This window comes from Armatimonadota bacterium, from assembly GCA_035527535.1.
Classification (GTDB): Bacteria; Armatimonadota; Hebobacteria.
In genome coordinates, this window is record DATLAK010000038.1 from 1 (window position 1) to 14,360 (window position 14,360).

Annotated in this window: 10 protein-coding genes and 1 pseudogene; 7 read left to right on the forward strand and 4 right to left on the reverse strand. The window is 70.4% G+C overall.

Features of this window, described 5'->3' with window-relative positions:
• The first annotated feature begins 111 nt into the window (after positions 1-111).
• From VM221_02100 to VM221_02125, 6 genes and pseudogenes are all read left to right on the forward strand, one after another.
• A pseudogene (locus VM221_02100) lies at positions 112-327 on the forward strand (NAD+ synthase).
• A gap of 129 nt (positions 328-456) precedes the next feature.
• Positions 457-1,713, forward strand: coding sequence for an MFS transporter (locus tag VM221_02105; GenBank protein ID HUT73611.1), 1,257 nt, complete (start codon positions 457-459; stop codon positions 1,711-1,713).
• Positions 1,714-1,717: 4 nt separating this feature from the next.
• Complete coding sequence (locus VM221_02110) at positions 1,718-3,799, forward strand: helicase C-terminal domain-containing protein (protein ID HUT73612.1); 2,082 nt, start codon at positions 1,718-1,720, stop codon at positions 3,797-3,799.
• Positions 3,800-3,932: 133 nt separating this feature from the next.
• Entirely contained in the window at positions 3,933-5,390 is a 1,458-nt protein-coding gene (locus VM221_02115) for a flippase (GenBank protein ID HUT73613.1), read from the forward strand.
• Positions 5,387-6,457, forward strand: a complete 1,071-nt coding sequence (locus tag VM221_02120) for a methyltransferase domain-containing protein (protein HUT73614.1) — start codon at positions 5,387-5,389, stop codon at positions 6,455-6,457. Before VM221_02115 ends, VM221_02120 begins: the two co-directional genes overlap by 4 nt.
• Positions 6,451-7,494 (forward strand): phosphotransferase, encoded by a 1,044-nt coding sequence (locus tag VM221_02125; GenBank protein ID HUT73615.1) that lies wholly within the window; start codon positions 6,451-6,453, stop codon positions 7,492-7,494. The genes VM221_02120 and VM221_02125 overlap by 7 nt, the downstream gene beginning before the upstream one ends.
• Before the next feature lie 25 nt (positions 7,495-7,519).
• Here VM221_02125 and VM221_02130 read toward each other — a convergent pair whose 3' ends face one another.
• The 4 genes from VM221_02130 to VM221_02145 form a co-directional block, all read right to left on the reverse strand.
• The gene (locus VM221_02130) at positions 7,520-8,872 is read right to left on the reverse strand and encodes a DUF4340 domain-containing protein (GenBank protein ID HUT73616.1); all 1,353 of its coding nucleotides are present in this window, start codon (positions 8,870-8,872) and stop codon (positions 7,520-7,522) included.
• Positions 8,873-9,389: 517 nt separating this feature from the next.
• Positions 9,390-10,973 (reverse strand): Gldg family protein, encoded by a 1,584-nt coding sequence (locus VM221_02135; GenBank protein HUT73617.1) that lies wholly within the window; start codon positions 10,971-10,973, stop codon positions 9,390-9,392.
• 10 nt (positions 10,974-10,983) lie between these two features.
• Complete coding sequence (locus tag VM221_02140; GenBank protein ID HUT73618.1) at positions 10,984-11,694, reverse strand: ABC transporter permease; 711 nt, start codon at positions 11,692-11,694, stop codon at positions 10,984-10,986.
• Entirely contained in the window at positions 11,691-12,629 is a 939-nt protein-coding gene (locus VM221_02145) for an ATP-binding cassette domain-containing protein (protein ID HUT73619.1), read from the reverse strand. The genes VM221_02140 and VM221_02145 overlap by 4 nt, the downstream gene beginning before the upstream one ends.
• Before the next feature lie 408 nt (positions 12,630-13,037).
• Between VM221_02145 and VM221_02150 the strand changes: the two genes are divergently transcribed.
• Positions 13,038-14,351, forward strand: coding sequence for an O-antigen ligase family protein (locus tag VM221_02150; protein ID HUT73620.1), 1,314 nt, complete (start codon positions 13,038-13,040; stop codon positions 14,349-14,351).
• Positions 14,352-14,360: the final 9 nt, after the last annotated feature.

Consider the following 14,360-nt stretch of genomic DNA (forward strand, 5'->3'; position numbering starts at 1 on the left):
GCGCGATGTCAATCGCGCGAAACCGCCCGTAGGGGCAAGGCATGCCTTGCCCTCTACCTGTGTCGCGCCCGGTGCGACCCCGAAGAACACCCATCAATTCATCGTTGACGCAACCCTATTCTGCACGCCTATGTCGAGCAGGACCGGGGATTCGATGAGATCGTGGGCACGGGTTTCGACGCGGAGGTCGTGCGCCGGGTGATCCGGCTGGTGGATCGCAATGAGTACAAGCGCCGTCAGGCCCCGCCCGGGGTCAAGATCACCCCCAAGGCTTTCGGCAAGGATCGGCGGTTGCCGATGACGAATAGCTATACCCATTCGGGATGAAGGGCCGGGAATGGGGGCCGGGCGTCTTCACCCCTAGGCGCGGTCGCGCCCGCTCCTCTCAACCGAGCTGGACTGCGCGCCGCGCGCCGGTCCGGAGGCGAGCCACATGACCGTAATCGGGGTCTTTGCATGACCGGCGGGCCAACCCCGCCGCGCGCCAGGGCCGGGCTCAGCCGCAATGTCGTCGTCCTCGGCCTCGTCAGCCTGCTGACCGACATCAGCAGCGAGATGACGATCACCCTGCTCCCGCTGTTCCTCTTCAACGACCTGGGGGTGCGCACCACCGTCATCGGCCTCATCGAGGGGGTGGCCGAGACCACGGCCGGCGTCACCCGCATCTTTTCGGGGTGGCTCAGCGATGTGTGGGGCAAGCGCAAGGGGCTGGCCGTCATCGGCTACAGCCTATCCGCCCTGAGCAAGCCCTTCCTCTATGTCGCGAATGCGTGGCCGACGGCGCTGGGGGTGCGCTTCGCCGATCGCCTGGGCAAGGGCATCCGCACCTCGCCCCGCGACGCGCTCATCGCCGACTCCAGCGCCGAGGGGCGCCGCGGCCTGAGCTTCGGTTTCCACCGCGCCGCCGACAGCGCGGGGGCCTTCATCGGCCTGGGGGCGGCGGCCGTCATCGTCTATGCCGCGCAGCGCCACGCGCATCTGCTGCAGGCGGGGGTCTATCGTCACCTGGTGCTCTACGCGATGATTCCCGGCTTCCTGGCGGTGGCGGTGCTGGCGCTGTTCGTGCGCGAGACGGGCAGCGGGCGCCGGCCCGGCGCGGCGCCGCGTCTCTCCCTGCGCGGCTTCGACCGGCGCTTCCGGTTCTTCGTCGTCATCATGATCATCTTCACCCTCGGCAACTCCAGCGACGCCTTCCTGGTGCTGCGGGCGCAGAACGTGGGGCTATCCGTGTTCGGCATCTCGCTGCTGCTGGTGGCGTTCAACGCGGTGTACGCGGTAGTGGCGACACCGGCGGGGGCGCTGTCGGACCGGTGGGGGCGCACCCGCATCATCGCCGTCGCCTGGGGGCTCTACGCGGCGGTCTATCTGGGCTTCGCGTTGGCCCATGCCGCCTGGCACATCTGGGCGCTGTTCGCGCTCTACGGGGCGTACTACGGCATGGCCGAGGGGACGGCGCGCGCGCTGGTGGGGGACGTGGTGCGCCCCGACCAGCGCGGCACCGCCTACGGCGTCTTCAACGCGGCGACCGCGATCACCGCGCTGCCGGCGAGCCTGATCGCGGGGGCGCTGTGGGAGGGCGTGGGCGGCTGGCCGGGGCTGGGGCCGGCGGCGCCGTTCTACTTCGGGGCCGGGATGTCGCTGCTGGCGCTGGTGCTGCTGGCAGCGTGGCTGCCGCGGGCGCAGGTCGCACCGCCGCGCGCGCAGAACTCATAGCAGCATGAGTGCCCCGCGCCAGGAGCCCGCGAAAGAGCCCCTTCCCTTCGACGCGCAGGCGATGCTGGGGCCTGACGGCCCGCTGGCGCGCGGCCTGGCGGGGTATGAGTTTCGCCAACCGCAGGTGGACATGGCGTCGCTGGTGTGGGAGGTCATCAACGCCGGCGGGCACGCCGTGGTCGAGGCCGGCACCGGCACCGGCAAGTCGCTCGCGTACCTGCTGCCGGCGCTGCACGCGCGGCGCGCGGTGCTGGTCAGCACCTACACCATCAACCTCCAGGAGCAGCTCCTGCGCCACGACCTGCCGCGGCTGCGCGAGTGGCTGGGGCTCGACTTCCGCGCGGCGCTGATGAAGGGGCGCGGCAATTTCATCTGCCGGCGCAAGGTGGCGCAGCTATCGAGCGCGGGCGAGCAGCGCGGGCTGTTCGAGAGCGCGGACGAAGTGCGCCGCTTTCGCGACCTGGCGGCGTGGTGCGCGGTGACCGAGACCGGCGACCGCGCCGAGTTGGAGTTCGAGCCGCGCGCCGGGTTGTGGGCGGAGGTGGCGTGCGCCGCTGACGACTGCCACCGCTGGAAGTGCAAGTTCCGCGCCGCATGTTACTACTACCGCGCGCGGGCGCAGATGGAGGAAGCGGACCTGGTCGTCTGCAACCACGCGCTGTTCATGGCCAACTTCCGCCTGGCCGCGATTGATCCCGAGCTGGCGCCGCTGGGCCCGCGCGAGGTGCTGGTGTTCGACGAGGCGCACCACCTCGCCGACGTCGCCGCCAACGCCCTGGGCTTGACCTTCACCAACTATCGCATCCCCGATTTCGCGCGCCGCGCGCGCCATCTGCTGGGGCGCGCGGAGGGAGCAGTCGAGGCCGCGGTCGAGTTCGACCACGCCGCCGACCGCGTGGAGCAGACCAACCGCGAGCTGTTCGAGCGCTTCCCGCTGCTGACCCGCGATCGCGTGCGCCTGAACGCGCTGCCGTCGGGCGAAATCGAGGGCGCGCGCGCCGCCGCCGCCGAAACCGCCGATCGCCTGACCACGGCCGCCGTTAGCTTGCGCCAGTCGGGGCTGGACGGCGAGGACCGCGAGAGCGCGCTAAACCTGGCGCAGCGCGCGGAAACCATGGCGGAGGAGCTGCCTCTGCTGTTCGACCTCAGCCCGGAGTGGGCGAGCTGGGTCGAGGTCGCGGTGGGGAGGCGCCAGGTGCGCTCTACCTTGCACCGCCACCCGGTGGAGGTGGCGGCGGAGCTGGCGGAGGGGCTGTTCGAGAACCCCGCGCTGCGCAGTGTCATCCTCACCTCCGCCACCCTGGCGGTGGGCAAGAGCTTCGCCTTCATGCGCCGCCGGCTTGGCATCGCCCAGGCGGCGGAACTGCTCGCGCCCTCGCCCTTCGATTACGCCGCCCAGTGCCTGGCCTACGCCCCATCGGACCTGCCCCCGCCCGACGATCCGGGCTTCCCCGAGGAGCTGGCGGCGCGCATCGAGCGCATCCTGCGGGCGACCCAGGGGCGCGCGTTCGTGCTCTTCACCTCCTATCGCCTGCTGGACGAGCTGGGGGCGCGGCTCACTGAGAGCCTCCCCTACCCGGTGCTGCGGCAGGGCGAGATGCCGAAATGGCGGCTGCTGGAGCAGTTCAAGCGCACGCCGTCGGCGGTGCTGCTCGGCACCGATTCATTCTGGGAGGGGGTGGACGTGCAGGGGGAGCAGTTGAGCTGCATCATCATTACCCGCCTGCCGTTCACCGTGCCCGACGAGCCGTTGGAGCAGGCGCGGGTGGAGCGCATCGAGGCGCAGGGGGGGAACGCGTTTCGCGAGTATTCCCTGCCGCGGGCGGTGCTCAAGCTCAAGCAGGGGTTCGGGCGGCTCATCCGCACCCGCAGCGACCGCGGGCTGTTCTGCGTGCTCGATTCGCGCCTGCACTCGCGCAGCTACGGGCGCTGGTTCGCCGCCAGCCTGCCGCCCATGCGCGAGATCGCCGAGCCGGAGGAGGCCGGCGATTTCCTCGCTCCCGGCGCCGGCCGGGCGGCGCGCGATCCGAGCCGTCAGGCGGAAACCCCCGCGCGCACCACGCGTACCGCGCGCCGCCGCAGGTAATTGACCCGCAGCTGGGGAACTACCGTGCGCAAGACACGCGCGCCGCCCGCCGTCTGCCTCGCAGCGGTCGCAGCCGACTGAGCACTGCCGTCCGGATGGCGCGGGCCCACTCCGCTTATCACACTGAAACGACATGCATCGCAGCGCACCGAGGGTAGCGAAGAACACCCTGGCCCAGCTGGTCGCGCGTGGGCTGGAGGGGGCGACCAACTTCACCGTCACCGTCCTGCTGGCGCGCGTGCTGGGGGCGAGCTCGCTCGGCGCCTTCGCCCTCCTCACCACCTACGCCGGGCTCTTCGTTTTCCTCGGCACCTTCGGCCTCAACCTGCTGATGGCGCGCGAGGTGGCGCGCCACCGCGAGCAGGCCCGCCGCTACCTGGCCAACGCGCTGGGCATGGGGCTCGTCCTCGCCGCGATCACCGTCGCCCTCCAGATCGGCATCATCCGCCTGGTCAGCGACGACCCCCTGGTGCGCAAGGGGGTGTACCTGGCCGCCGCCTTCACCGTGCTGCAGTCATGCGAGTTGCTCTTCGTCGGGGTCTTCTACGCGCTGGAGCGCATGGAGTTGGAGACGATTTGCATCTTCGTCGAGAAGGCCGTGCTGCTGGTTGCCGTCTTCGCCCTGGTGCTGACCGGCGGCGGGGTGATGCAGGTGCTGGGGGTCTTCGTCGGGGCCGCCGCCTCGGTGCTCCTGCTGTACCTGGCGCTGGCGGCGCGGTTGGTGGGCTTCCCGCGTCCCGCCGCCGACTTCGCGCTGTGGCGACGCCTGGCCGCCGAGAGCTGGCCCTTCAGCCTCAACCTACTCCTGACCAGCATCTATTTCCAGACCCACGTGGTGCTGGTGGCGCTGCTGGCGTCGCAACGGGCAGCCGGGTACTTCCGCGCGGGCTCGGTGGTGGCGCTGGGGCTGCCCATCATCGCCATGGGCCTCAACACGGCGCTGCTGCCGTTGATGGCGCGCGCTCATCCGCAGCGACCTCAGGCCTTCGAGTTCGGCCTCGAGCGCGCTTTCCGCGTGCTGATGCTGGTGGGCCTGCCCCTCGCCGCCGGACTCATCGCCCTGGCGCAGCCGTTGATGGTGGGATTCTACGGGCCGCGCTTCGCCCCCGCTATTCTCGTCTTTCAACTCTTGGGAGCCAGCGTCCCCATTAAGTTCGCCGCCAACACCGTCGCCGCGGCGCTGACCGCCGCCGACCGCCAACCGCAGCGCACCCTCGCCGTCGGCATCGGCGCCGCCGTCTGCGTCGCCCTGGCCTTCGCGCTCATCCCCCGCTTCCACCACAACGGCGCCGCCGTCGCCGCGGTCATGACCGACCTCGTTATCCTGGCGACAACCTACTACTACCTGCGGCGAGCGGGCTATCGCCTCGACATGCTTAGCCTGGCGGTGCGGCCAGCGGTGGCCGCCGCGGTCATGGGCGTCAGCCTGTGGTGGCTGCGCGGGATGAGCCTGGCGGTGACCGTTCCCGCCGGGATCGCCATCTACGCGGCGGCGGCGGTGGCGATGGGCGCGGTGCGCCGCGCCGATGGGGAGTGGTTGTGGCAGGCGCTGGCGTCTCGTCAGGCGAGTCTGGAGGTCGGTCCGCCGTGAGCGCGCAATTCGAGATCGGGCCGACGCTGGCATGCCCCGCCTGCGGGGTGCCCCTGGTGGAGCGCGCGCAGGCGCTGCTCTGCGACCGCTGCGGGGGCCGCTATCCGGTGGGCGGCGGCATCCCGCGATTCAACCCGGATGGCTTCTACTGGGGCGAGATCCCGCGGTCGCAGATGCGCGCGATCGTGGAGCGCGCGCGCACCGGCGGCTGGGAACCGGCGCTGCGGGAATTGCTGGCCCCCGGCAGGCCGGACCTCTACGACTACGTGACCGATCCCGGCCGCGCCGATTGGCGCCATTACCTGCCGCTGGACGACAGCGCCGACGTGCTCGACCTGGGCGCGGGATGGGGAAGCCTGACGGCGCTGCTGGCGCCGCGGTGCCGGTCGGTGACGGCGGTGGAGGGGGTCGAGGAGCGCATGCGGTTTCTCGACTTGCGCTGTCGCCAGCAAGGGCTTGCCAACGTCGTGCGGGTGCGCTCGGACCTGCTGCACCTGCCGTTCCTAGCGGGCAGCTTCGACGTGGTGGTGATGAACGGGGTGCTCGAATGGGTCGCGTGCGCGGACCTGGGGCCGCCGCCGGAGGTCGTGCAGCGCCGCTTCCTGCGGCGCATCCGCCGCCTGCTCCGCCCCGGAGGCGCGCTCTACCTGGGCATCGAGAACCGAACCGGGTACCAGTTGTGGCTGGGGCTGCGCGATCACAGCGGGCTTCCTTTCACCAGCCTGCTGCCGCGCCCCGTCGCCAACGTGGTGACCCGGCTGGTGGCCGCCGGCGGCAAGCGCGGGCCCTATCGGACCTATACCTACACCTACTGGGGCTACCGCCGGCTGCTGCGCGGCTGCGGATTCGACGAGGTTGACGTGTACGCGCCATTACCGGGCTACAATACCCCGCGCTACCTGGCGCCGCTCGACCGCGGCGCGCCCTTGCGCTTTCTACTGCGGCACGTGGCGCGCCCCGTGCACGCGCGCAGGCTGGCGGCCGTGGCCGGCCACCTGCCGCTGACGGCCGCGCGCCTGCTGGTCAGCAGCTTCGCCGTTTTCGCCCGGGTGGGACCGCCATGTTGACCCGGCGCATCGCCGAGCTGGTGTGCGGCAACTGGAGCGCCTTGGGTCTGACCGGCGCGGCGCCGGCGGATCTCAGGTTCGTCAAGGTCAGCGCCAGCGCGCGCGCGACCAAGGTCATCCTGTTCGGCTTCCCCCCACGCGGGCGGTTTCCGGTGGTGGTGGTCAAGCTCGCCCCCGATCAGGAGGCTGAAGAACGCCTGCGCGCGGCTCATCGCTTGCTCGGCGCGCTGCACCGCCGACTGCCGCGACTGGCCGGGGTGCCGCGCCCGCTCATGGTGGAGCGCGTGGGTTCGCACCTGGTGGGCGTGGAGACCTACCTGCCGGGCCAAACCATGTACCGCCTGTATCCCGCCCAGCCCTCGTGGCGGCAGCGCGCGCATGTCGCACGCGACTTCGAGGCGGCCCGGTCGTGGTTGGTGCGGTTTCACCAGGCGACGCGCAGCGATCGGTCGCCGACGGCGCGGGATCTCGAGCGCTGCTGCGACGCGCCGCTGGAGGTCTTCGCGCGATGCCACCACCCAACCCCGGCGGAGCTGGCGGCGCTGGAGCGGGCCCGCGGCGACCTCGCGGATGCCGCCGGCGCCAACCTGCCCCTGGTGTGCCAGCAGGGCGACTACTGGCCCCGCAACCTGCTGCTGGCGAACGACCGCCTCGCGGTGTGTGATTGGGACTGGTCGCGCCCGGCGGAGCTGCCGTTCCTGGATGCCTTCCTCTTCCCGCTAAGCTACAGTCTGCTGCTGGGCGCGGCGCCCCCAGCGGTCGGGGTCGCATTCGATGGTCTGCGCGAGGCACTGCTCACGGGCAGTTGGTTCGCGCGCTTATGGCGCGGCTATACCCTCGGCTACCTGCGGGAGATGGGCATTGACCTCTCCCTGGCGTCGAGCTTCTTCCACCTGACCCTGCTGCACATGGCGGTGCGGGACTGCGCTGCCACCGGTCAGCCGAGCCGCAACGACGCATTGCACCGGGAGCTGCTGCGCAGGTGCGCGGAGGAAGAGGTAGTGAGGCGCGGCTGGCTGGGCGGCCTCGGCGCCTGAGGCGGCCGGCGGGCGGCGCCCGTCTTCAGTCGTCGGCTGACTTCGTGGTGCCGACTCCGGAGGGCTGCGCTTGCAGTTCGCCGGCGCGCGCCGGCAGTTGCGAGAGGATGTCCGCCGCCGCCTCGTAGATGATTGGTTCGTCGCCCCTGACGTAGATGCGCCCCGCGGCCGCCGCGGTTCCGAACCGCAGGCGCAGCGGCTCCTGGCGCCCCCGCTGGTGGATGGTCACCGCGGCGACCGGCGTCTCCAGCCCGGACGCGGCGACTGTCTCCGGGGCGTCGTGGAAACTCTCCGCGCGCAGATTGGAGAGCGCGAACAGCAGGCCCTCGACTTTGCCGGTATCGGCCTGGGCGCGCCGGGGCAGCGTCAGCTCCCACCCCCCGTCGTCGGTGCGCCGCACCTCGAAGCGGGCTTTCCCGCGCGCCACTGCGATCCGCTGCACCGCGGCGATCTCGAAGTCCGCGACCTGTCGCGATCGCAGGTCCTCCAGCGTTCGATCAACCGCGACCACGGCTGATTGCGGCACCACCATCACCGCCGGCTCGCGCGAGCTGCGCGCATAATACTCCTGGGCGTCGGTCTTGTCGCCGAAGGACAGGCGTGCGGGCTGGTGCTCGCCGCTGAGCGCGAGCTCGATCACCAGGCGCGCCCGGTCGAGCCCGTAGCGGGCGAGCCGGGGTGCGTCGTCGGCCGGAAAGTGGCTGGCCTCAAGCTGGCGCAGCGACGTTAGGAAGCTCTCCACCTCGTCGGCGTCAGCGCGCGTCGCCAGCGGTTCGACGATTCGCCAGGCGCCCTTGCGCTTGACCAGCGCGACCTTGCTCCCGGCGCGGATGAGGCTGATGCGCGAGACGTCGGTGGGCTCGAAGCGCAGCGCCGCGCGATCGCGCAGCGCGGCGGCCCCGCCCTCGGCATCGTCCAGCAACATGGGGTCCACCAGGATCACCTCCCGGCGGCTCGTGACCATCGCATATGCCGCCGCGCCGTCGGGGGTGCGGTCGCCCAGGCGCAGCTCGCGCGCCTTGCCCTTGACCGGCGCCAGGCGAATGACGGCGGCGGCATCGGTGAGGCCGTAGTCCTGGAGGCGCTGCGGGTGCTTGATGCGCCGGCGCACCCCCAGGCTGGTGACGCGGTCCAGCAAGTCGGTCACGCGACCGATATCCACGGGCGCGGAGACGGGGCGAGTGATGCGCCATGACTCGCCGCGGCGCTGAATGACCGTGGTCTCGCCCGCCGCTGTCAGCTCGATGCGCCGCACGCGCTCCGGATCGAGGCGCCACGCCACCGTGCGCCCGGCCTCGCCGCGCTCGTAGAACCACACGTACCCAGCGAGCGCCAGGAACACGAGCACGAGTACGATGGTCAGGCGATAAGGTTTCATGTGCCGGTGCTTGCTTGCATGACTGACGAATGCGGCAGCGAATCCATTCTCTCGCGAATCGTCTCCCTCAAGGAGGACCGATGACCTCCCGGCGATCCGATCACGCCATCGCTAGACACTCGGCTTGCGCCTGGAGACGAACAGGCGTATCACGCCGGAGACAAGTGCGGCCACGCCCAACTGCGCCCCCAGCAGTGCAGCCGCCGCGGCCATCCGCTCGGGGCGCGTGAGTTCCCCAGTGACGGCCCGAGTCCATGCCGCTCCCAGCCACAGTGCGCTGGGAACGAGGATCAACACAACCGCCCATCTCCGGCGCACCACCCCGAACCCGGATAGAGCGGCTAACGCCTCGCCATAAGCGATCGCGGGGAGGACACACCCGAGGAGGCAGCCAAGTATCACGGACGCCGGCGGGAGCCATGCTCTAATTCGGGCGTTCCTGCCCCCCCCGGATATGGGCTCGTCGCAAGGAGTCGCCATGACCGCCACCTCCGAAGGGCGCGAAGCTTTTCCGGTCCTACCGCCGGCGCCACCACACCACGCCGCCGACGACGATCGCCGCCAGCGGCATAACGATCAGCGACAGGACGAACACGATCCGGGTCTGCGTCCGCGTCAGCAGCATGGGCGCCGACTCGCGCGGCTTGGGCTGGATGGATATGAACTCCCCCGCCCGCGCCAGCCAGCCGATGGCATTGACGAACAGGTCCCGGTTGACGCCGTTGGCGATGAGGTCGTTGGCGACGAAATCCGAGTCGCCGAAGACGACCAGGCGGGCTTGCGGCTGCCTGGAATCCGGCTTCTCGCCGGCGGACGGGGGCCGGGCGGTGACGGTGGCGGCGATGGTGAGAGGGCCGCCGGGTTCGCGCGGGTTTCTGCGGATGGTGCCGCGGAAGTCGCTTTCGATCCAGCTATCGTCGCTGGTGCGCACCAGGTCGCGCAGGTCGAACTCCGACTGCTCGTCGTCGCGCTCGAAGGCCCGCGCCAGGACGAAGACGGCGACGAAGGTGCGCCCGCCGCGCGCGAACGGCCGCGTGATATCGCCCGGCTCGAACTCGCTCACCGTCACCGAGCTCGCGTCACCCAGGAGGTTCCATTTCGGCTCGACGACGATCCCCGGCAGCGGCGTCAACCCGCGCGGTCTCAGTATCCCCTCCAGCGCTTCCCCCTGCGGCTCCGGGTCCACCATCACCAGCGCGGCGCCGCCGCCGTCGAGATAGGCGTTGATCGCCGCCAGCTCGCGCAGGCCGTAGCGCTGCCGGGGGCCGGCGATGACCAGGACGTCGCAGTCCGCGGGCACGCGGTCTTTCTCCATCAGCGACAGGCCCGCGATCTTGTAGCCCAGTGCGGTCAGCGCCTCCTTGGCGCTGCCGTAGCCGTCGGGATCCTGACCCTCGAAGTCGTGCTCGCCGTTGCCTTGGACGAAATAGACCTGCTGGCGCTTGGTGCGGGTCAGGCGCAGGATGGCGCTGGTGATCTCCTGCTCGCCGGCGAAGGACAGCTGCTCCTTGCGCTCGCCCGCCCGGATGATAGTGGTCTCGTAGTCGGTCACGCCGTAGCGGCGGGCCGGCCCGGGGCTGAGGTCGGGGTCAATCACCCGCACCTGGACCTGGCGCGAACCGCGCTCGTACTCGCGCAGCAGGTCGCGCACCTGCTGATATCCGCCGGGGTCCCGCTCCTGACTGTAGAAGGCGATGATCTCCAGCGGCTGCTCCAGGCCGCGCAGGAGCTTGCGCGTCTGCGGCGACAGGGTGTGCGCCCGCGTGCGCGTGAGGTCCCATCGCTGGTGATGGCGCACCGCCAGGTAGTTGGCGAGCACCGCGATCCCCAGCGCCGCCACCACCAGCACCGCGGTGTTGGAGCCGTAGCGCACCCCGCGCCCGCGCAGCGCCGCCACCACCTCGCGCCTGCGCATGACGACGGCTGCCAGCAGCGCCGCCGCGCCCGCCCCCCACAGAGCGTAGGCGGGCCACGCTAGACCGCGCGTGCCCGCCACCCCTATCCCCGCCAGCAGCAAGCCGACGCCGGCCGAGGCGAAGGTGCCGGCCAGGTAGGGGGCGCCGGCTTCGCGGCCTTCGGTTATGGGATGCTCCTTCGGCATGGGTCCAGCCCTAGTTCCACTTGCGGCTCTCCAGCGCGCGCGCCGCGCCGAAGAGACAGACCCCGATGAAGCTGAGATGGAAGACGAGGTCGGTCGTGTCCACCACCCCCTTGGCGAGGTCGTCGAAGTGATTGAAGATAGACAGGTGCTCAAGGACCGCGGCGGCCGTCGAGCCCGGCTGGCCGGCGGCCCAGCCGACGATCCACAGCGTCAGCAGCCCGCCGAAGGACAGGAAACCGGCGACCACCTGGCTCGCGGTCAGCGCCGAGGCCAGCACCCCTACCGCCATGAAGCTCGCGCCCAGCAGCAGCAGCCCCAGGTAGCCGGTGAGCAGGGGTCCCGGGTCGGGCGCGCCGTATTGGGCGAGGAGGAGGGGGAAGTGCAGGGTCGCCGCCAGCAGCACCGTCAGCAGCCCTACCGCCCCCAGGAACTTGCCGAGCACCACCTGCGCGTCGGTCACCGGCGAGGTCAGGAGCAGCTCGATGGTGCCGGAGCGGCGCTCCTCCGCGAGCAGGCGCATGCTCAAGATCGGGCACACGAACAGCAGGGTGACCGCCATGTTGTGGAGCGACCAGCGCAGGTCAGCCTGGCGGTTGGTGGTCAGGATGACGTAGAAGATGAAGCCGGAGACGGCAAGGAATCCGGCGATTACAATGTACGCAGTCCACGACGAGAAGTAGCTGCGCAGCTCGCGGTAGGCGATGAGGAGGATGCGGGTCATTCCGCGGCGACCTCCTCCTCTTCGGTGGTGAGGTGCAGGAAGACGTCCTCCAGGCTCAACTCGAGGGGGCGCAGCTCGACCAGTCCCCAATTGCGCTCGACGGTGGTGCGGGCGAGCTGCTCGCGGACGTCGGCGTCGAGCTTGCTCTCGACCACCAGCGCATCGTCGGCTTCGCGCCGCACCGCGGTGACGCCGGGGATGCCGGATAGCACCGCCGGGGCATCGGCGCCCGGGCGCAGCAAGCGCAGCAGGACGCGGGCGGAGCTGCGTACGCGGGCGGATAGCCCCGCGGCGCTGTCCTGCGCGACGATGCGACCCTGGTTGATGATGACCACGCGGCTGCAGGTCATGCTGACCTCGGGCAGGATGTGGGTGCTGAGGATGACGGTGTGATCCCGCCCCAGGTCCTTGATGAGCTGGCGGGTGTCGATGATCTGGCGCGGATCGAGGCCGACGGTCGGCTCATCGAGCACGAGCACCGGCGGGTCGTGCACCAGCGCCTGGGCGATGCCGACGCGCTGGCGGAAGCCCTTGGACAAGCGCCCGATGATAGTGTCACGCATCTCCCCCAGGCGCGTCTTCGCGACCGCGTCGTCCACCCGGCTGTCGCGCCGCCTGCGCGCCACCCCGCGCAGGCGCGCGCAGTAGCCGAGGTAGGAGCGCACGGTCATCTCGGGGTACAGCGGCACCGTCTCCGGCAGGTAGCCGATGCGCTGACGCACCTGCAGGGAGTCCTCGAACACGTCGAAGCCCGCCACCGTCACCCGGCCCGCGTCGGCGGCGAGGTAGCCGGTGAGGATGCGCAGGGCCGTCGTCTTGCCCGCGGCGTTGGGGCCGAGGAAGCCCACCACCTCGCCGCCGGCGACGGAGAAGCTGACATCGCGCAGCGCGTGCACCCTGCCGTAGTACTTGGTCAGGCCTTGGATTTCGATCATGCCGGGTCGTCAGCGTCAAGCCACGTCTGCGTCCTCGCGGGAGCAAAGACGCATCCGCCGTGGGTTTGCTTTACGATTCGCACCCCGGGCCCACAATTCCTGCCTGCCCAATCGGGCGGCGACCGGAGATCCGGCGGCGCGATCATCCGCCCCAGGGGCCGCTCGCAGCGCTGGGCCACGCCTGCTGACGCAGGAGACATCGCCGGCAGCGGCGAACTGCTCGACGTATTGCAGCGACCGTCCCCGAGGCTGCACCCATCGGGTCTGAGGTTCGCAGCCGTGATCGTGCAGGGACCTGACCGCCGGGCGGCGGTCGGAGACGACCGGCGCGGTCCCGGGCGATGGTCAAGACCGCAACCGCGGTGCGCTTGCGGTCGAGCGGATCCCTGCCCGAGGTGTCACTTGCCGTTGGCTGAAGCACATCCCTATTCGCAGCCATTGCTGGTGCTCGCCGCTGCCGGGGCGGCGGCGGCGATCCTGGCGCCCGTTCAGTGGCTGTTGTGGGGCGTGATTCTCGCGCTTCCCTTCGACAACTTCGCGGTGCCGGTCGGCCCTCTGCGCATCTCCGTCTCCGACGCGCTGCTGGTGGTCGTCACCCTGCGCTGGCTGGCGGCCGTGCTTCATCGCCGCGGTCGCATCGCGCGCAGCGAGCTCTACGCACCGGCGGCCCTGTTCTACGTTTTGCTGCTGCCCTCGTTTTTCGTCACCTTCGACCTCGGACTCTCGCTGCGCCAGGCCTTCAGCATCCTCATGATGCTCCTCACCGCCGTCATCGTCGCCAACCTGCTGCGCAGCGAACGGCATCTGCTGGGGGCGGTGACCGCGATCCTGGTCGCCTCGGTGGTGATGTCGCTGCTCGCCATCGCCCAGTTGCTGATTTGGATGCGTTATCGGGTATCGCCGCTGCAGCCGATCGTGGACGTGGTGCGCATGGGCGACTTCAGTTTCCTGCGCCTGACCGCAACGACATTCGATCCCAACTACCTGGCACTATACCTTGTCGTACCCATCGTGCTTGGGCTGTTCGTGGCGCTGGAGGGGCAGGTATCGCCGCGTTATCGAACCTTCGTGTGGCTGGCGGTGGGGCTGGACTTGATCGTATTCGTGCTGACTTTCTCCCGCGGCGGTTGGATGACTCTGCTGGCCTTCATGACTGCGTTCGTGCTGCTGCGTCCGCGCGCACCCGCGCGCCTGGCGTGGGCCGCCATGCTGGGGCTGGTGGTGGTGATGGCCCCCCTCACCGCCGCGATAATGGTGGGGCTGAACCCGCAATCGGTAAGCAACCGACTCAGCCTGCTTGGCTTGGGGCTGGAGGTGATGGCCCGCCATCCGTGGATAGGCACCGGCCTAGGCACCTTCATGTACCTGCCGGCGAACGCATTCGAGCGGATGGTTCACTGTACCTACCTCCAAATTGGCGCCGACGCCGGGATCCCCGCGCTGCTTGCCCTCCTATCACTCGGAACGGTGGTTGTCTTCAACGCCTTGCGCGCGCGCCGGGTCGCCCAGCCTGGAGTGGCGCGAACGATCCTGACTGGCTGCCTGTACGCGCTTGGCTGCGTGGCGGTGCAGTCGGCGTTCCTCAACGCCCTGGTCCTCAAGCATCTGTGGGTGCTGGCCGGGCTTACCTCCGCGGCGGCTGCCGTGGCGCGCGCCGAGGCGAACGCGGGCAACGCCGCGGCGTCACCGGCCGGCGCGGGCGCGGCCCAGCCCACCCCGTGAGCGGCGCGG